The organism is Lysinibacillus piscis, assembly GCF_026012395.1.
GTDB classification, from domain to species: Bacteria; Bacillota; Bacilli; order Bacillales_A; family Planococcaceae; genus Lysinibacillus; species Lysinibacillus piscis.
Genome location: NZ_BRZA01000002.1, coordinates 783149 through 801790, shown reverse-complemented (window position 1 = coordinate 801790; position 18642 = coordinate 783149). Strand labels below are relative to the sequence as shown.

The window sequence follows — 18642 nt, the reverse complement described above, 5'->3', positions numbered from 1 at the left end:
ATTTTAACGAACTACAAATAGTAGGAGGAACCTATATTGTTACATCTATTATATAAACTAGCCTTAAAAATAATGATTGAAATGAAACGGAAGATCATGTATAAAAAAGCGGAACATTTAGGCTTTACACATCCTGCCGTTGTTCAATACAGCCAACAATTAGATGTGTTACTGAATCGCTATAATAAACATCGTCAACCATGTACAATAAAACTGCACTTTAAATGATGAAATATCATCATTCAAAGTGCAGTTGCTCTGGATGCTTATGGACGAATACGCACTTCCGTTGTTACATCAAAGAAATGTGCCTTATTCATATCAAATGCTAGTTGAATTTGCTCCCCTGCCACAATATCAAGACGTGAATCTAAGCGTGCAACGAAACTTTGACCAGCAAGCTCAGAATATACCATAATTTCCGCACCAAGTAGTTCAGAAACAGAGACAGTTGCATTGAATGCAGAATTTTCGAATGTCTCAAGGAACACAAGCTCATCACGAATATCTTCTGGACGGATACCAAGTGTAATCTCTTTTCCAACATAGCCTTGTTCACGTAAATAATTCATTTTTCCTTCAGGTACATTTAATGTTTGATCACCAACTTTTACAAAGCCCTCACTCAATTGTGCTTTAAAGAAGTTCATTGGTGGTGAACCGATAAAGCCTGCAACAAAGGCATTCTCTGGATTTTCATATACTTCTTTTGGTGTACCAATTTGCATGATTTTCCCAGCCTTCATCACGACAATACGTGTCGCCATTGTCAATGCTTCTGTTTGGTCATGCGTTACATAAATAGTCGTTGTTTGTAAGCGTTGGTGAAGCTTAATGATTTCAGCACGCATTTGGACACGAAGTTTAGCATCTAGGTTGGATAGTGGCTCATCCATTAAGAATACTTTTGCGTCACGGACAATTGCACGCCCAAGTGCTACACGTTGACGCTGACCACCAGATAATGCTTTTGGCTTACGTTTCAAATATTCTGTCAAACCTAAAATTTGTGCCGCCTCTTCCACACGTTGCTTAATTTCAGCTTTTGGCACTTTACGAAGCTTTAAACCGAATGCCATATTGTCGAAAACGGACATATGTGGGTATAACGCATAGTTTTGGAATACCATTGCAATATCACGGTCTTTCGGTGCTACATCATTCACACGGCGCTCATCGATAAAGAAATCGCCTTTTGAAATTTCCTCAAGCCCTGCAATCATACGAAGTGTTGTTGATTTACCACAACCTGATGGTCCAACAAAAACAATAAACTCTTTATCTTTAATATGTAAATTGAAATCCTCTACTGCTGTTACGTTACCGTCATAAACTTTATAAATATGATTTAATTGAAGCTCTGCCATGTCAATTCCTCCTACAATCTTTTCTTGTTTCTATTGTATACGCTTACAAACAAAATAAAAATGGACAAGATGCACAAAGATTGCTCATACAATTTGTACACATTGCCCATATTTATAGCTCCAGCTCACTTTACCGCTTGCCACTTAACAGGCAAAGCATATACACAACAAACGCCCCTTCATAAGAACGTATATCGATACCTGTCCGATGGATGAATTTATCGAGGCGATATTGTAAACTATTGCGATGTAAATGCAATTGCTTCGCTGTTTGGCTCACATTTAAGTGATTCTGAATCAACAATTGTAGCATATTGCGTAAATCGTAATCCTCTTGAAACAAAGCTAGCTCATTGGCAAATAATCGAGATAGCTCACCACCGCTTTGTACGACTAATAACTGTGGTATAAGCATTTCAATTCTCATGACACGTTGCTCAGGCATAAACAAAACTGCTTTACGTGCCGCCTCTAATTCATTGTGATACATCGCTTTCAATGATAGCTGAACAGTTGAAAAGCGCCCTAAAAATAAACGTCCTGTTATGTAAAAATCACCAGCTAGCACATCTAAAAAAATACGAACATCCTCTTCTTGCACAGGATAATCGGATTCTTCTTCTATTAAAAGGCATTCCTTTTCCCCTATCCAAACAACCAATAGCTTATAATCGAAAAAAGTGTCCACTGCCTCCAAAAAGCCGCTCTGATCATTGGCAGACAGCTGAACATACAAAAAACGTACCCTCTCCGTCTTCGCCTCTGGGCATTCCCCCTCGCCAAACAGAAAATCCCACCATGCCTGTGCAAGTGGTGCATATTGATTTGTCTGTTTTTCCTGCTCCATCAATACATAAAAATGAGCAAGTAACTGGGCCTCCTTCTCTGTAATATCCTCTTTAGGAATCGCAATATAGCGATTATGGCTTTTATCATAATAGTGTAGCTTTGTATCATCTGACAGTGGCTGCTCTGTCATGATTGCTTTTGGATAAATCGCTTCAATTTGATTCATTATGCAAGCCTCCTTTTCGTATAGCGACTATATCATAAATGCCTAGCAACAGCAAAAGACTGTAGGAAGAAATAAATCTCCCTACAGCCTCTCTATGCTTTATGCCCACCACATCTCGCCCGATGAGTCACGAATTAGCACATCATTTAAGTTCTTCACTGCACGATTGAACCCTTCCTCAATAGACATAATTGGGTCCTCATGTTCAATGCTCACAACATGATCATAATTGTATATGCGTAAGGCACTCATCATATCAGACCATTCTTTCAAGCTATGACCGCAGCCCACACTACGGAATGTCCATGCACGTGTTTGCACATTGCCATAGGGCTGCATATCTGTCAGGCCATACATATTGACATTGTCTTGGTCGATATATGTGTCTTTCGCATGGAAGTGATGAATTGCGCCTGCTTTACCAAGAATTTTAATCGCTGCTACTGGATCAATACCTTGCCACCACATATGACTTGGATCAAAGTTCGCACCAATTGCCTCGCTTGTTGCTTCTCGTAGCTTCAATAAAGTGTACGGTGTGTGTACAAGGAAACCACCATGTAATTCGATACCGATTTTCACATTATGGTTTTCTGCTAATTGACCAATTTCTTTCCAATATGGAATTAATTTATGTTCCCATTGCCATGTTAACACATCTGCATATTCCAGTGGCCATGGTACAACTGGCCAGTTTGGTTGTTTGGCGTCCTCAGAATCACCCGCTGTGCCTGAAAAACAGTTGACAACAGGTACATTTAATAATGAAGCAAGCTCAATTGTTTTACGCAATGTCACATCTGATTCTTCTGCAAAAGCCTTATCTGGTGAAATGGGATTGCCATGACAGCTAAACGCACTAATTGTTAGACCACGTGATGTCACTGCCTCTAAATACGCTGTTCGCTTTGCCTCGTCCGCTAATAGTTCATCTAATGGACAATGGGCATTCCCAGGGTAACCGCCTGTACCGATTTCGACTGCATCAAGGCCTGCCGCTTTCACATGGTCAAGCATATCTTCAAATGATTTACCTGCAAATAATACTGTAAACACACCTAATTTCACTGTAACCGCTCCTTTTTCACCACAATTAGTTTGAATTGATTGTTACACTAGCCCCTTTGGTAGAACTCTCATAAATAGCTTCAATCACACTGGATACATGCATTGATTCTTGTGGGCTTGCAATGGCAGTGCTTTCTCCAAGACAGCAAGCCACAAAATGCTCTGCCTGTAACAAATCATATGATTTTTCTTCAGGTATAAAATCGACCGTATTTGTCATCAGCATACCATTTGCTGCTTTATTGATACGCAGTGGGAAAACATCAATCCCACCCTTTGTACCTGAAATACTAAGACTTTCCTCGTCCGCTAAAATATTCGCTGCCCAAGAGGTTTCGAGTAAGATGACTGCACCATTTTCAAGACGGATAAAGGCTGTCGCATGATCTTCTACCTCAAAGGTCTCCGCATCAATTGTACCCCATTCATTGACAAGTCCTTGTTGACGACTTAATGCATTAAAGGTTGCACCACTCACTTCAGCTGGTTTTGGATTACCAACTAACCACAAAGCCAAATCCAATAAATGACAGCCGTAATCAATCAATGCACCACCGCCCTGTAAATCACGGTTCGTAAATACGCCCCAACCTGGCACTTTTCGACGACGCATGGATTGAATGCGAATCACAAGTGGCTCACCAATTTCACCAAGCTCAATCAATTGCTTCGCTGCACGTGACTCCTTCATAAAGCGCCAATGATAAGCAATTAACAATACTTTTCCTGATTTTTCAGCCGCTGCTGTCATCGCTTCACATTCCTGCGTATTCAGTGCCATTGGTTTTTCACATAATACGTGTACACCTGCATTCAAAGCCTGAATAGCGATAGGTGCATGGAATTTATTTGGCGTACAAATTACCAAAGCATCTATTTTATCTAGCATGTCCTCTAATTGCTCACAAACATACGGAATATCGAAGTCTTTCGCAACCTTCTGTGCCTGTGCCTTGTTCATATCGCTAACAGCCACTAGTTCTACTGTAGGAAGTTGCAAAAAGGCGGGAATATGACGCCCTGTTGCAATACCGCCTACACCAATGACGCCGATTCGTAGTTTTGTCATGTTGTTCACCTCTTCAAATTACACACGAACAATTTGCTTTGTATCGTGGGATGCCAATGCGGCTAAAATCACTTGTAATGATTTTTTCCCTTCTTGTCCACATATAGGTGGTGTTGTATCCTCTACAATGCTGCCAATAAACTGCTCAATCACATGGGAAGTCGTTTGTTTTCCCTCTTCATTGGATTGAATAGCACCTAAGCTATGACGCTCACTATTGCCGTTTTTATAATCAATAATTAATGAATAGTCAGGATCATCCTCTAAGCGTAAAATACCTTTTTCTGCATAAAATACCGTTGAATTATCTTCACTACCGTTGTATGCCCAGCTTGCTGCTAATGTGCCAATAATGCCGCTTGCTGATTTTAAGATACAGACCGCACTATCATCTACCGTAGAATTTTCTTTCGCAGCCTGCTCAACAAATGCCGCTACCTCTACAAATTCCTCGCCTAATAAATAGCGTAGTAAATCCGTTTTATGCACACCTAAATCACCCATTGCACCGATAAAGGCTAATTCTTTTTTAAAGAACCAGCTATTCGCCCCATCTGCACTCCAGCCCTCAGGTCCACCGTGTCCAAAAGCAGAACGGAAGCTATAAATACGACCAAGCTCGCCACTTGCAATGATTTGACGTGCTTTTACATGGGAAGCCACAAAGCGTTGATTATGCGCAATCATCAGCTTTTTCCCGCTTTTTTCAACAGCCGCAATCATTGCATCTGCTTCTTCACTTGATGTAGCCATTGGTTTTTCGCATAGCACATGCTTACCTGCCTCAAGTGCTGCAATCGAAATTGGTGCATGTAGTGCATTTGGTGTACATACGCTAACTGCATCTATATCCGCTTCTTGTAATAATTGCTCATAGCTTGTGTAAGCCTTTGCACCGTATTGATTGGCAAAGCTCTGCGCACGCTCTGCAACAATGTCGCAAAAGGCAACAAGCTCTACATTGTCCTGTGCTGCATATTCTGGAATATGACGGTGCTTCGCAATACTTCCGCATCCGATTACTGCTACTTTTAATTTTGTCATGGCTCTCATTCTCCTTTTAATGTTTCAAGTGGTTGTGCATTGCCATATACAGGGCGCTCGCGTTTCACAGGTGCAGCCCATTGTACAGCATTTTTAAGTATCGTTTGAATTTGTTCATTATGATACGTTGGATAAGTTTCATGTCCTGGGCGGAAATAAAAGATTTTGCCGTTGCCACGTTTATAGGTTACGCCACTACGGAATACCTCGCCACCCGTAAACCAGCTCACAAAAATCAATTCATCTGGTGCAGGGATATCAAAATGCTCGCCATACATTTCTTCATTTTCCAATTCCACATACTCACCAATGCCCGCTGCAATTGGATGAGATGGATCAACTACCCAAAGGCGCTCTTTATCTGTTGCTTCACGCCATTTCAAATCACAGGAAGTGCCCATTAATGTTTTGAAAATTTTCGAGAAGTGGCCTGAATGCAAGACAATTAAGCCCATGCCATCTAATACACGCTGCTGTACTTTTTGAACAATCGCATCATCGACTTCATCATGTGCAATATGTCCCCACCAAAGTAACACATCTGTCTTATTTAATACTTCATCTGTTAATCCATGTTGTGCTTCATCTAATGTAGCAGTTGTAACGTGATGATTTTCTTCTTGTAAAAAGCTTGCTAGTACGGCATGGATACCTTGTGGATAGATTGCTTTTACTTTGTCATTGCGCTGCTCATGGCGGAATTCATTCCATACTGTAATGTTCATTTATTGTCGCCTCTTTTTTCACATTTTTTTACATGATTCTCTTGTTACAATCGTGGCTGGCACTAAAATATTGCGTTTCATCATCTTTGGATTTTCTAATAAATCGACAAGTGATTTCGCTGTTTCATAGCCAAGCTGGAATGGATGAATATCCATTGTTGTTAAAGGTGGACTAGATAGCTCTGACAGCATCGAATTCGTAAACGCTGTGACAGCTATATCATCTGGCACACGCAGCTTTTGCTCATACAGTGCTGATAAAATGCTCATAGCCCTCAGCTCATCTGTTGTCACAATGGCTGTTGGTCGTGGTTGTTGAGCCATGATTTGTTGAACAACGTTTCGAGCATTTTCCTTCGATACTTCCTGTCTGAATATATGCTCTGTTTGAATATTCGCCTGTATTAATGCCTGTCGATAGCCTTGTTCACGATCTTTATGTACTTCAAATTTCGGATCACCACCGATATAGGCAATACGTGTATGACCAAGTTGAATTAAATATTCCGTCATATCACAGGCTGCTTTGACATTATCATTATCAACATACATCACTTTATTGCTATGTTCAGTCGGTTTACCTAGCATCGTAAAAGGGAAATCTTGCTCTACTAAAAAGTCAAATACAGGGTCTTGATATTGAGAATAGAGTAAAATCATGCCATCTACACTTTTGCCCTGTACCATATTCACCACTTCTTGATAAATTTCATCCTCCGCTTCGCCGTTAACAGTTAAAATACTATATTTTTTTGCGCGTAATAAATCATTAATACCTTGCAGTGCTTCAGGAAAAAATGGATCAGACAGCAAATACTTCGATGACATTTTACGAATCACACCAATCGTTTGGGATGATTGTGTCACAAGCTTTCTAGCTAGTAAATTAGGATGATAGCCAAGCTCCTGCATGACTTTTCTCACTTTTTCCTTTGTTTCCTGCGTAATTTTAGGATGATCTGCAATTACACGAGAGACTGTTGATGGTGCAACTTTTGCCTTTTTCGCGACATCTTTTATTGTTACAGTCATACTTTATACCCCCTCATAAATCGCATCTATCATACCATTTTTTGTACTATAAAATATATTTATTTAACTGCCCCTTCAGATACACCTTTAATAATTTGTTTTTGTGCCAGTAAGTAGAACACAATAACTGGAATAATTGAAATCGTTAACCCCGCAAGTGCTAAATGCCACTGCTTTGTATATTGACCGAAGAATAAGAATAATTTCAATGGAATTGTGTCTGTGCCCGCACCACTAATCACAAGAGATGGCAATAGATAATCATTCCAAATCCAAATGATATTTAAAATAGCTACTGTCACTGAAATTGGTTTCAGCATTGGTAGAATAATATACCAAAATACTTGGAATTTATTACATCCATCAATTGTTGCTGCCTCGTCAAGTGATTTTGGAATACCTTTTAATGCTCCGTAGTATAAGAAAATTGATAAACTACAGCCAAAGCCTAAATACATAAACATTAAACCATAAAAGTTTAAGGCATTCATTTTTCCAAAAAGCGATACTAGTGGAATCATGACCGATTGGAACGGAATCAGCATCGCCGCTACAAATAGGAAGAAGATTACACCCGATAGCTTGCTTTTATTGCGTGATAAAGCATAGGCTGCCATTGCAGAGAAGAAAAGAATAATCGCAATACTCACCACAGATAAAATAAGCGAGTTCATAAACGTTTTCAAAAAGGCTAGCTCTTTAAATGCTTGTGTAAAGTTATCAAATGTCCATGTTGCTGGTAATTTTGTTGTATTTGTAAATATTTCCAATTTCGTTTTGAACGCATTGACAACCATTAAATAAAACGGTGATAGCCATAGAAGACCAAGTAGAATGCCGCATAATTCAAGTAAAAGACGCTGCTTCGATTTCTTTTTCTCCATTACATCTCAACCTCCCGTTTCTTATTAATGTACACTTGTGTCAAGGAAATAATGGCTACAATGATAAAGAAGATAATTGCCTTTGCTTGAGCAGTTGCCATCATATTGAACTTAAACGCTGTATTAACGATGTCCATCGCCACCATTGTTGTCGAATCGTAAGGTCCACCATTTGTTAAAGATAAGTTTTGGTCGTAAATTTTAAAAGCATTCGATAATGTTAAGAACATACTCACCGTAAAGGCAGGCATAATCAGTGGGAACGTAATATTACGGAATTTTTGCCAATGGTTTGCCCCATCAATATCTGCTGCTTCTAATAATTCACCTGGTACATTTTCAAGGTAAGCAATGTAGATAATCATAATATAACCAGCCATTTGCCAGCTCATTAAAATGACCATTCCCCAAAAACCTGTTGTGGAATCAGACAACCAGCCCTGTAACCAGCCGATACCTGTCGCCTTGCCAATTGCACTAAAAACATTTACAAATACAAATTGCCAGATAAACCCAAGGATTAACCCGCCAATTAAGTTTGGCATAAAGAATACTGTTCTCAAAATATTACGAGATTTGATTTTAGTTGTTACCAACATCGCTAAGCCTAAGCCCATGATGTTAATGACAATAACGGATGCTACGCAAAATTTCACAGTGAACCATAGCGCATTGCGGAATGCCTCGTTTTTCAAAACATTCACATAGTTATCTAGCCCAAGAAACTCTGTATAACTGATTCCATTCCAGTTTGTGAAGGAATAATAAACGCCGAATAGAAGAGGAATTAAAACCACTGCACTTAAGGCAAACAAAACTGGAGCAAGGAATAGCCAGAAAGAAACATCTTTATTTTTCATGTTGGCAACCTCATTTCAAATAATTTTTTTAAACAATGCGTGCTGCTTGACGCATAGCTTTCATTATCAATTACGCCCCAGCGTAATTGCGTCTGGATTTTTTTCGAGTTCACTCGAAAAAGCTCCTCTTCCAAATCCATGACACATGGTTTTTCTGTGCGAAAGCGCAGCGTCAGCAACATCCGCCGGGGCTTTTATCTTGATTCAGTGGGCGTTTGGACACCCACTGAATCAAGATAAATCTAGTTGGTAGTTTGCTATGGTTGGCATTAAGCTCTCCTAATGCCAACCATGCATTCCATTAACATATACTGCTTGTCATCATCAACACGCATGTAAAAATTGGTTATTTACGAAGCTCTGCCCATTTTCCTTTAGATGATGTAATCGCTTCTTCCCATGTTGCTTCACCAGCTAAATATTTTTGTAAATCTGCACCCATAAGGTCTGTCCAACCAGTTGGGAATCCTTTGAATGTCCAGCCAGTTGTGTTACCAGCTTGTGCATATTCATACACTGTTTTTGATAGTGGATCTGTAATTTTTGATGTGTCATAGTCACTATATGCTGGGATAAATTTGAATTGTGTTAATACAGCTTCTTTCCCCTCATCAGATGTATACATCCAATCTAAAAATGCTTTAGCTGCTTCTTGTTGTTCTTCACTTACTTTGCCATTAACAGCCCAATAGTTTGGTACGCCAACTGGCATCTTCATTTCGCCATCCACTGGAATTGGCATTAAGCCGATATTTTCTGCAAGTACTGGGTCCATTTGTTCTACCGTTGGATATACCCAGTTCCCTTGTTGAATCATTGCTACACGACCTGTTGAGAATAGTTCTTCTACTTGTTTAGAGTAGTCTAAGCTCACTACTGGTTGTACTGAGTATTTATTTTGTAAATCAATATGCTTTTTGAATTGATCTGCTTTTGTAAAGGCTAATTCTTTGGCATTAAATGCTTCAAGTGCACTGTTATTAAAGTCTGTCGCTACAAAGGCATTCACACCGTGTTGCCCCTCTGTCCATTTTTCTTTACCAGCCATTGCGAATACTGCTTCAAGCCCTAGTGCCTCTTTTTGGCTATCGATTTTTTCAACCGCTGCTGTTAAATCTTCAATTGAATGAATAGCTGCTGCATCTACACCTGCTTTTTCAAACACTTGCTTATTATAAACAAAGCCATAACCTTCTTGATTGTAAGGTAAACCATATACTTTACCATCTACTGTGATAGCATCTAATGTTCCAGCAAGTGCTGCATCCGCTGCTTTTGTAGCACCTACATCTGTTAAACGGTCGCGGTATTCATCAATATCCGCAGGACCACCAATATTGAAAATAGCTGGCTCATTACCTGATGAGAATTTCGCTTTTAAAGCACCTGCATAATCGTTACCGCCACCAACTGTTTCAATGTTAATATCAACGTTTGGATTTGCTTCTTCATATTGTGATGCTAATACTTCAAATTGATTTTTAAACTCTACTTTAAACTGGAAAATATCAACGACCGTTTTGTCACCGCTTTTACTTTTACTTGATGAGCTGCCATTGTCTGCTGTTGAACAGCCTGCAAGACCTAATAACAATGCAGACGTAAGAATTAATGCACTTTTCTTGAACTTAAACATATTCTCTACCCCTTCGCTATTTGATAATCAGAATGAAAACGTTGTCATTCTCAACTCTTGAAATCACTATAGCATTATTTGTGACAAAACGTCAACACTTTTTACGCAATCGTTTGCACAAAATTTAAAAAGCCATAAAACGTTGATATATCAATATTTTATGGATTTTCTAATCAATTATTTTAATATTTTATGAGCAAACGATTGCTTTTGAAGTCAAATTATTCAGTCTATTCAACTGGTGAAAATCGACAATAGATGACAAAACCATGCTAGTTTACACTACAAGCCATTTACCTACAAATGGTTGTCGAATACTTACAAAATTTTGTCGATTGTCTACGAACTTTTGTCGAATATCTACCAATTCGTGTCGATTGTCTACCCATCTGTTCACCAAATAGCAAAAACCAATGAAATCAAGTACAATTTCATTGGTTTGCTTCTTTTTTATAAACTTTTCTGTTGGATTGCTTGCTTTATTTCAGCAATAAAATTGGCTAAAAGTTTTTCTTGCAAAGCTTGCTGTCCATAGCGTCGAACAGTGACACTTTCTTGCTCTTTTTCTTGGTCACCTAGCACTAAAATATAAGGGATTTTTTGCAATTGTGCCTCACGAATTTTTTTACCGAGCTTCTCTTGCCGTGCATCGACATGCACACGAATTTGTTCTTGTTGTAAAGCTGTGACAACTTGTTGCACATACTCTTCATGCACATCTGCAACCCCTATTACACGTACTTGCTGCGGGGCAAGCCATGTCGGGAAGGCTCCACCAAAGTGTTCAATTAAAATACCTAAAAAACGGTCGATTGAGCCAAAGACAGCACGATGAATAACGACAGGTCTTACTTTTTCATTATGCTCGTTCATGTATGTTAAATCGAATTTTTCAGGTAATTGAAAATCAAGCTGCACTGTTGCACATTGATGACTGCGTTGGATGGCGTCCTTAATATGAATATCAATTTTCGGTCCATAAAATGCTCCGTCACCTTCATTTACTGTAAATGGTAACTGTAACCGATGCAGTACATTTTCCAATGCCGCCTCCGCTCGATTCCATAATGTAATGTCTCCCATATAATCAGCAGGACGTGTTGATAATTCCAATGTATAGTCGAAGCCAAATACACGGTACACTTCATCAATAATTTGTAAAGCAAGTGTGATTTCTGCTTCAATTTGCTGCGGTGTCACAAAAATATGTGCATCATCCTGACAAAATGTCCGCACACGAAGTAAGCCATTTAAAGCACCACTAAATTCATGGCGATGCACTTGCCCAAATTCCGCCATACGAATCGGTAAATCTCGATAAGAATGCAGACTATTTTTAAAAATAAGCATATGCCCTGGACAATTCATTGGCTTTAAGGCAAAGCTTTGATGATCCACATGTGTAAAATACATATTGTCCTTATAATGATCCCAGTGACCTGACTGCTCCCACAACCGTTGATTCATCATCAATGGTGTACGTACTTCCTGATAATCATATTTTGTCTGTACACGACGTAAATAGGCTTCCAATTCATTGCGAATAATTTGACCATTTGCTAAATAAAACGGCATACCTGGCGCTTCCTCTGAAAACATAAACAAGCCTAACTCTTTCCCTAGTTTTCGATGATTACGCTTCTCCGCTTCCTCTAAAAATACAAAATAATCGGCAAGCTCCTCTTTGGATGCGAAAGCCACGCCATAAATACGCTGTAACATACGATTTTGACTATCACCACGCCAGTAAGCACCTGCGATATGCATCAATTTAAAATGCTGTAATTTCCCTGTGGATGGTACGTGTGGACCACGGCATAAATCGTAAAATTCACCCTGTTCATACATTGTAATCACTTCATTATTCGGAATATCCGCTAACAATTCCAGTTTCAAAACATCTTGTGCAAATAGTTGTTGCGCCTCTAATCTTGTTACCTCTCGACGCTGAATAGACAGATTTTCTTGAACGATTTGTTTCATAACTTTTTCAATTTTTTGCAAATCATGTGTTGTTAACGAATGAGGCAAATCAATATCATAATAAAAACCATTGTCAATCACGGGCCCCACGCCGAATTGTGCATCTGGATATAAACGTTTCACTGCTTGTGCTAACAGGTGGGCAGTCGTATGACGAATCGTTGTTATGCCTTCCTTTGAACTTGCATCATACAACATTATCGCTGCATCGGTTGTTAAAGGGTGCGTCAAATCCGTGATGGTGCCATTTACACTCCCTACGACTACTTTTTTGCGTAAAGCAGGACTTAACGCTTGTGCAATATCGGTTAGTGTCACACCTTTTAGAAATTCTCGTTGTGTTCCATCTGGCAATTGAATTGTAATCACTTGATTTGACATGTTCTACACTCCTTTTTATAAAAAATCAATTATGCCCCAGAATAATTGCATCTAGATTTTTTCGAGTGCACTTGAAAAAGCTCCTCTTTAAAATCCATGACACGCACCAGGACTTTTATCTTAATTCAATGAGTGTCCAAACACCTACTGAATCAAGATAAAAATAAAAAAACACATATCCGTCCTCTAAAGGGACGAATATGTGTTTAATATCCGTGGTTCCACCCAAATTCCCACTAGTATAGCTAGTGGCTCATTGTGATGCAGTAACGTTGCAAGACGGTGCAAGTTTCCAAGCACTGCTCAAAGGTAGTAAGTGATAATCGCTTTATTTAGGAAGCTTCCAGCCATGACTTCCCTCTCTGTAAATCGCTGCATCACACCCATGTCCTTCTCATCGCCGATTCCATGATTGTATGAAATTGTTATTTACTATAACGAATGGCTATCTTTTTGTCAAGCCTCTTTTTTTGTCTGTAGCTTCATTTTGAAAGTGAATGGAAATTTTAAATAGTGATACTGAATCGTAATCGTCTGAATGCTTGAATGGTCGATTTTCAATGCATAATACGTAGTTGAATCAGGGACAATATCAATTTGTCTAATATTATAGATAGACAAATCCTCACGACCTGTTATCGTCATTCCTGCTACAAAGGGAGCTTCCTTACTGACGATTAGTTTACCTGTATCCACTCGTTGATCGTTTACAAGCACTTGCTGTAACGTAATATTTCGTACACCTGTATTTTCAATCTCAATTAATGTTGCAGTTGGGCTATCCTTCACCGCCATATATTGATGCACAGCAAGTGGTGGCTGGCTTTTTATGTATATAATCAAAACGGCTCCTATTAGCAATACACTCCATATACAAATAAAGATGATTTTTTTCATGTACATAACCATTTTTGCAATCGTAGCTCGTCACGAATAGGAATACCCTCATAGCCAATCAATGGAATTTCAGGCTTATACTTTCTCGCTTCGGCAACCGCATTTGACAATACTTCTACTAAAAAGTAGCCACGTTTTTGATAAAAGCGTAAAGCATCTAAATTATCATTTGTCGTAATAAGTGTCACTGTCGTGCAATGTTGATCTTTTGCCCATTGCTCCACGGCCTGTACAAGCAATGAGCCAATTCCTTTTCCTTCCTGACTACTATCTAAGGAAATGATTTCACATTCCTTGTCTCGCACTACATAAGTTACTAGTCCAATAATAGCCTGTTGCTCGTCTAAATAAGCAAATCCATCGAGTGTCTGACAATCATATACACCACTGGATATCACCATTTCTGTACTCCCCCAATGGTCATGAAAAAACTGTACTACTTGTTGGCTTGCTAATTGCGCAATCGCTTGAATCATCTAGCTCTCTCCTCTTACTATCAACCTTGAAATAACTGACCAATCATTTTTTGAACACTTAAACAAATCACCCATGAAACAATGCCTAATCCAATCGCTAGTGCAATGTTCACTGATGATCTCATCGCCACATAAATCACATAGAGCATGATAATGGTAGCAGGTAGCCCAATCATCACACCTAGTACAAATTTTTGTATATGCTCATTTGGTTCATGTTGTACTGTTAACCAAATAATACTCAAAATACTGACAAGTGGCAATGCAGCAATGAGTCCTCCGTACATCGGAAATTTCCGCGCTACCTCTGATACAATGCCGATAATGGCGGCAGATATTACAATTTTGATGACTGTGTACATGCTATGGAAACCTCACTTAATAATTGAAACGCTGATTTGATTTGTTGTTGCTCTTGCTCAGATAATTGCGCTAATGCATCCTGTAATTTTTGTTCATCTAACTGGGTATGTTTTTTGACTATAACAAAGCCTTCCTCAGTCAGATGAAGATAAACCTTTCGCTGATCCTGCTCGGCACGTTCCTTATGAACCCATCCTCGCTGTTCTAATTTTTTTATATGCTCCGATGCCGTATTATGTGAAATATGCAGCAACTCCGCTATATTTCTGACCGTCACCTGCCGCTCTTTCTGAATCATTTGCAAAATACGAACACTTTGATGGGAAATCGTTTCCTCATGTGTCGTATGAAGATGATAGAAAATCGTTGTAAAGCAATCATTAATTGTTTGAATCATCTACTGACCTCCTTATGCGATTGGTGAAACGATAAACAGTGAGTAATTTTATTGATTGAAGGATTATTTTATATCGTACAAACAGATTATATCGCAAATAACGATATATTTACAAGCAAAAAAACAGCATGCTAGAAATCATTCCTAACATGCTGTCCATTCATGATTATTTTTTTGCGATATCAACAATGCGTCCTTCAGTTGTTGTTTTCACTTCTTTTAGTGAAAGCAATTGCTCTTGAAGGTTTTCCCAATCTGATAAACCTAAATCTGTGACACGACCTGCTTCATATGCTTTTCCAAACATAGTGAAACCATCTCCACCTTTAGCTGTGTAAGCGTTTGTTGCTACTGTATATGTTTTACCATCTTCTAATGCTACATATTTACCAGTTGCTTTATCGAAATATTCGATTGACACAACGCGTGAGCCCACTTCTTTAGATGAATCATATTGTACTTTTGCTCCAGCAACGTGTAAGAAACCACCATTTTCTTTTGGTGAGCTTTTCACAGATACTTCAAATGCTGCCTTTAACTCAGCGCCTGTCACATCCATAAGAGCTAATGTGTTACCAAACGGCAATACAGTAATCACTTGGCCAACTGTAATATTACCTGCTGGAATTGCTGCACGAATACCACCACCGTTTTGCAATGCCATGACAACTGTTTTGTCTGTATATTTTTGTGCTTTCGCTAACATACCATCTGTAATGATATTACCAAGTGCTGTTTCATTGCTACGTACACTTGTTAAATCTGTTTCAGTTGCACGTGGATTTACTAAGTCTTGTGCTAGTTTCACACCAATTTCTTTATTGTTTACTGCATCTACTTTCGCTTTATATGGCGCAAGTATTTTCACTGCTGCTGAATCTGGTGTCACCTTAGCAAGGTCGATTAATGCTCCATCATACTCTGTAACAACACCATTTTTGTCAAAGGCTACATCCACTGTACCTAAATATTTTGCATATTCATTTGCTTGTACAATTATTGTTGCATCCTTCGCTTCACCAACTGTATTTGTATCAACCACAACTGGCTTATCTAATTTCGTATGATCGTGTGCACCAACAATCACGTCAATACCTGGTACGTTTTTCGCTAATAAAATATCATTGTCCACATTCGGGTTATCATTATAACCGATATGTGTTAAAGCGATAATTTTATTAACACCCATCCCTTCAAATGCCGTTACTGCTTTTTTCGCTGAATCAATGTAGTTAGAGAACGTTACTTTTCCTGGTGAAGAAATATCTGTTGTTTCTGCTGTCGTTAAACCAAAAATCCCTACTTTTTCACCATTGATTTCTTTCACAATACCATGATAAATTTTACCGTTTTCAGGCTCACTTGATACTAAATCTGTGAATAAGCCTTTGAATTTATCATCTGCTGAAAAATCAGCATTGGCATCTACAAATGGGAAATTGGCTGCTTTAATAAAGTCAACTAATACTTGTAACCCTTCAGATGTTGAACCTGAATCGAATTCATGATTTCCAAATACCATTGCATCAAAACCGATTTCATTTAATACAGCTATATCTGCTTTACCTTGGAATTCATTATAGTATAGCGTTCCTGTTAATGCGTCACCTGCATGCAATGTTAACACATTGTCCTTTGTTGCACGTTGCTCTTTCACAACTGTGGCTACTTGAGCAATACCTTCTGCACGAGAGTGTGTATCATTCACATGTAAAATAGATAAATTGAATACATCGTCTGCTGGTACTTCTGGTGTTTCTGGGTTGAATTGTGCTAGTGCTTCTGTAATTAATGTTGCTAATTGACCACGTGTTACATAGTCAGCTGCTGCATAGCTTTTTGCACTTTCTAATTCTGGTAATGTTGGCACTGCCGCAATCATTTTTGCTAACTGACCATGTGTAATCGTTTGGTCTGGACGGAATGTGTTGTCTTCATAACCTGTAATTACATTTAAGCCTACAAGTGCCGCAATTGGTCCGTAGTATTGGTTTGATGTAGCAATGTCTGTAAATTTAGGATTTACAACATTTTTCGTATCTAGCTTTAATGCACCTGCAATCATTTTTGCCGCTTGTCCACGTGTTACATTTGCATCTGGCTTGAATGTGCCATCTGGGTATCCGCTTACAATACCTGCTGCATAAAGCGTAGCAATGCCTTCAAAATGAGCATGGCTCTCACTTACGTCTGAAAAAGGGCTTGCTGCGGATGCTGGTGCTGCTGCCACCGCTGTGATTGCTAATGCTGCTGCAGTTGCTGTGTAAAATCTGTTTCGTTTGTTTGCCATTATAAATGATACCCCCACTAATCATGAAAAATTATGAATCTTACATACAAATTCTACATGAACATTGGATAAAATGCTAGAACATTCACAATTTGTTGTTACATTCTCTTTTTAGACAAGTCTAGGTAGATTATGCGGCAATTGATGATTATTCCTCTATAGACACAGTAAATATAGGTTTTACAAGAAGCTACAAAATAATTCATACAGCGAAAATAGCTCCCCTGCTTTTACAAAATTTTAATACTTTAGCAATATAATTTACCTTTTTCAGGAGAATAAATAACGCATATTCCCAAACTCGCTGGCTCTATATGGTTATATCCATTTCTCCATTTTGTATCTCGTTTTCTTATTGAATACGTGAGCTTTAGCCCTTCACCCCAAACAGCCTAAGACAAATAACATATCTAGAATAAAATACAGTGTAACAAATACTTTAAAAGCGAGGAGTAATCAAATGTACATGGGTAATCAACAACCTTATCCAAATTATCAGCAAGCAAATCCTAATGCCTATTATCAAGATCGTCATCTTCAATCTCAAACACTTTCAGCTATCAGCCCTGCGGTTAGTCATGGATTAAGAGAGGCTCATTACCTTGGCTATCAACATGCTTTAACAGAAGCGGTTGCTATCGGTTATTTAATGGGCAAAGGCTATAATTATGACACGGCATGGCAAACTGTAGAATCATGGTGGAGACCACAAGGAACACCGTTACCTAATATGTATTAATTTAAAAAATCGTGGACTTCAATGAGCGTGTGGAACTATTTGAAAAAATAAATACCTGCTTTAATGTTATAAATTGCGTACTGTGAATATCATATGATGCGTAATGAAGGAGCTATAAATCTCTGTAAAGGACTGTTTCACCTTCATCCAAGATGAGCAAATTTAAAATGCCAAAACGTTGATTTAACCATGTTTTGGCATTTTAAATTCAAATGATTTTATAACAAAAGAGGCTCTTTTTAGGGTTTTATCATGGTATAATTTATGCAAAATATATAATGAGGTAAATTTATGGACATATTTTCAAGTATATCAATAAGGGGCGGCTTGTTACATATTATTCCACCCATGTTATTACTCCCTATTATCATGGTGACTTGCGTAGTGATTTACAAAATATTATTAGGGAAAATCTT

Annotated in this window: 18 protein-coding genes; 2 read left to right on the top strand and 16 right to left on the bottom strand. The window is 38.6% G+C overall.

The window, feature by feature from the left end; translation table 11 throughout:
- Window positions 1-36 precede the first annotated feature (36 nt).
- Complete coding sequence (locus OPF91_RS10490) at window positions 37-228, top strand: aspartyl-phosphate phosphatase Spo0E family protein (protein WP_264988701.1); 192 nt, start codon at window positions 37-39, stop codon at window positions 226-228.
- Window positions 229-266: 38 nt separating this feature from the next.
- Here the strand turns inward: OPF91_RS10490 and msmX are convergent, their stop codons facing one another.
- The 16 genes from msmX to OPF91_RS10410 form a co-directional block, all read right to left on the bottom strand.
- Window positions 267-1367, bottom strand: coding sequence for an ABC transporter ATP-binding protein (gene msmX / locus OPF91_RS10485; RefSeq protein WP_264988700.1), 1101 nt, complete (start codon window positions 1365-1367; stop codon window positions 267-269).
- A 130-nt stretch (window positions 1368-1497) separates the two neighbouring features.
- On the bottom strand, window positions 1498-2382 hold the full coding sequence (locus tag OPF91_RS10480) for a PucR family transcriptional regulator (protein WP_264988699.1): 885 nt from the start codon (window positions 2380-2382) through the stop codon (window positions 1498-1500).
- A gap of 99 nt (window positions 2383-2481) precedes the next feature.
- Window positions 2482-3450, bottom strand: coding sequence for a sugar phosphate isomerase/epimerase family protein (locus OPF91_RS10475; protein WP_264988698.1), 969 nt, complete (start codon window positions 3448-3450; stop codon window positions 2482-2484).
- Window positions 3451-3475: 25 nt separating this feature from the next.
- Window positions 3476-4519 carry a Gfo/Idh/MocA family protein gene (locus OPF91_RS10470; RefSeq protein ID WP_264988697.1) on the bottom strand — a complete coding sequence of 348 codons (1044 nt, stop codon included), beginning with the start codon at window positions 4517-4519 and terminating at the stop codon, window positions 3476-3478.
- Window positions 4520-4537: 18 nt separating this feature from the next.
- Window positions 4538-5563, bottom strand: coding sequence for a Gfo/Idh/MocA family protein (locus tag OPF91_RS10465; RefSeq protein ID WP_264988696.1), 1026 nt, complete (start codon window positions 5561-5563; stop codon window positions 4538-4540).
- Window positions 5564-5568: 5 nt separating this feature from the next.
- Window positions 5569-6288: a ThuA domain-containing protein gene (locus OPF91_RS10460; protein ID WP_264988695.1), complete on the bottom strand. Its 720-nt coding sequence runs from the start codon at window positions 6286-6288 to the stop codon at window positions 5569-5571.
- An 18-nt stretch (window positions 6289-6306) separates the two neighbouring features.
- Window positions 6307-7320, bottom strand: a complete 1014-nt coding sequence (locus OPF91_RS10455; protein WP_264988694.1) for a LacI family DNA-binding transcriptional regulator — start codon at window positions 7318-7320, stop codon at window positions 6307-6309.
- A gap of 59 nt (window positions 7321-7379) precedes the next feature.
- Window positions 7380-8204 (bottom strand): carbohydrate ABC transporter permease, encoded by an 825-nt coding sequence (locus OPF91_RS10450; protein WP_264988693.1) that lies wholly within the window; start codon window positions 8202-8204, stop codon window positions 7380-7382.
- Window positions 8204-9064: a carbohydrate ABC transporter permease gene (locus tag OPF91_RS10445; RefSeq protein ID WP_264988692.1), complete on the bottom strand. Its 861-nt coding sequence runs from the start codon at window positions 9062-9064 to the stop codon at window positions 8204-8206. Before OPF91_RS10445 ends, OPF91_RS10450 begins: the two co-directional genes overlap by 1 nt.
- 346 nt (window positions 9065-9410) lie before the next feature.
- Window positions 9411-10700, bottom strand: a complete 1290-nt coding sequence (locus tag OPF91_RS10440; protein ID WP_264988691.1) for an ABC transporter substrate-binding protein — start codon at window positions 10698-10700, stop codon at window positions 9411-9413.
- A 450-nt stretch (window positions 10701-11150) separates the two neighbouring features.
- Entirely contained in the window at window positions 11151-13064 is a 1914-nt protein-coding gene (gene thrS, locus OPF91_RS10435) for a threonine--tRNA ligase (protein WP_264988690.1), read from the bottom strand.
- Window positions 13065-13520: 456 nt separating this feature from the next.
- A complete protein-coding gene (locus OPF91_RS10430) occupies window positions 13521-13907 on the bottom strand; it encodes a hypothetical protein (RefSeq protein WP_264988689.1) in 387 nt (128 codons plus the stop codon).
- 50 nt (window positions 13908-13957) lie between these two features.
- Window positions 13958-14437 (bottom strand): GNAT family N-acetyltransferase, encoded by a 480-nt coding sequence (locus OPF91_RS10425; protein WP_264988688.1) that lies wholly within the window; start codon window positions 14435-14437, stop codon window positions 13958-13960.
- Window positions 14438-14457: 20 nt separating this feature from the next.
- Window positions 14458-14799 carry a DUF3147 family protein gene (locus OPF91_RS10420; protein ID WP_264988687.1) on the bottom strand — a complete coding sequence of 114 codons (342 nt, stop codon included), beginning with the start codon at window positions 14797-14799 and terminating at the stop codon, window positions 14458-14460.
- Entirely contained in the window at window positions 14775-15197 is a 423-nt protein-coding gene (locus OPF91_RS10415; RefSeq protein ID WP_264988686.1) for a MarR family winged helix-turn-helix transcriptional regulator, read from the bottom strand. The genes OPF91_RS10420 and OPF91_RS10415 overlap by 25 nt, the downstream gene beginning before the upstream one ends.
- A gap of 166 nt (window positions 15198-15363) precedes the next feature.
- Window positions 15364-17487: a 5'-nucleotidase C-terminal domain-containing protein gene (locus OPF91_RS10410; protein WP_264988685.1), complete on the bottom strand. Its 2124-nt coding sequence runs from the start codon at window positions 17485-17487 to the stop codon at window positions 15364-15366.
- Window positions 17488-17953: 466 nt separating this feature from the next.
- On the opposite strand from OPF91_RS10410, the gene OPF91_RS10405 reads away from it, so the two are divergent.
- Window positions 17954-18226, top strand: a complete 273-nt coding sequence (locus tag OPF91_RS10405; protein ID WP_264988684.1) for a hypothetical protein — start codon at window positions 17954-17956, stop codon at window positions 18224-18226.
- The last annotated feature ends 416 nt before the right edge of the window (window positions 18227-18642 follow it).

Coding starts and splice junctions, on each gene's coding strand:
- msmX (WP_264988700.1), bottom strand. CDS start 1,367: ATGGCAGAGCTTCAATTAAATCATATTTATAAAGTTTATGACGGTAAC.
- OPF91_RS10480 (WP_264988699.1), bottom strand. CDS start 2,382: ATGAATCAAATTGAAGCGATTTATCCAAAAGCAATCATGACAGAGCAG.
- OPF91_RS10470 (WP_264988697.1), bottom strand. CDS start 4,519: ATGACAAAACTACGAATCGGCGTCATTGGTGTAGGCGGTATTGCAACA.
- OPF91_RS10465 (WP_264988696.1), bottom strand. CDS start 5,563: ATGACAAAATTAAAAGTAGCAGTAATCGGATGCGGAAGTATTGCGAAG.
- OPF91_RS10460 (WP_264988695.1), bottom strand. CDS start 6,288: ATGAACATTACAGTATGGAATGAATTCCGCCATGAGCAGCGCAATGAC.
- OPF91_RS10455 (WP_264988694.1), bottom strand. CDS start 7,320: ATGACTGTAACAATAAAAGATGTCGCGAAAAAGGCAAAAGTTGCACCA.
- OPF91_RS10450 (WP_264988693.1), bottom strand. CDS start 8,204: ATGGAGAAAAAGAAATCGAAGCAGCGTCTTTTACTTGAATTATGCGGC.
- OPF91_RS10445 (WP_264988692.1), bottom strand. CDS start 9,064: ATGAAAAATAAAGATGTTTCTTTCTGGCTATTCCTTGCTCCAGTTTTG.
- OPF91_RS10440 (WP_264988691.1), bottom strand. CDS start 10,700: ATGTTTAAGTTCAAGAAAAGTGCATTAATTCTTACGTCTGCATTGTTA.
- thrS (WP_264988690.1), bottom strand. CDS start 13,064: ATGTCAAATCAAGTGATTACAATTCAATTGCCAGATGGAACACAACGA.
- OPF91_RS10425 (WP_264988688.1), bottom strand. CDS start 14,437: ATGATTCAAGCGATTGCGCAATTAGCAAGCCAACAAGTAGTACAGTTT.
- OPF91_RS10420 (WP_264988687.1), bottom strand. CDS start 14,799: ATGTACACAGTCATCAAAATTGTAATATCTGCCGCCATTATCGGCATT.
- OPF91_RS10415 (WP_264988686.1), bottom strand. CDS start 15,197: ATGATTCAAACAATTAATGATTGCTTTACAACGATTTTCTATCATCTT.
- OPF91_RS10410 (WP_264988685.1), bottom strand. CDS start 17,487: ATGGCAAACAAACGAAACAGATTTTACACAGCAACTGCAGCAGCATTA.
- OPF91_RS10405 (WP_264988684.1), top strand. CDS start 17,954: ATGGGTAATCAACAACCTTATCCAAATTATCAGCAAGCAAATCCTAAT.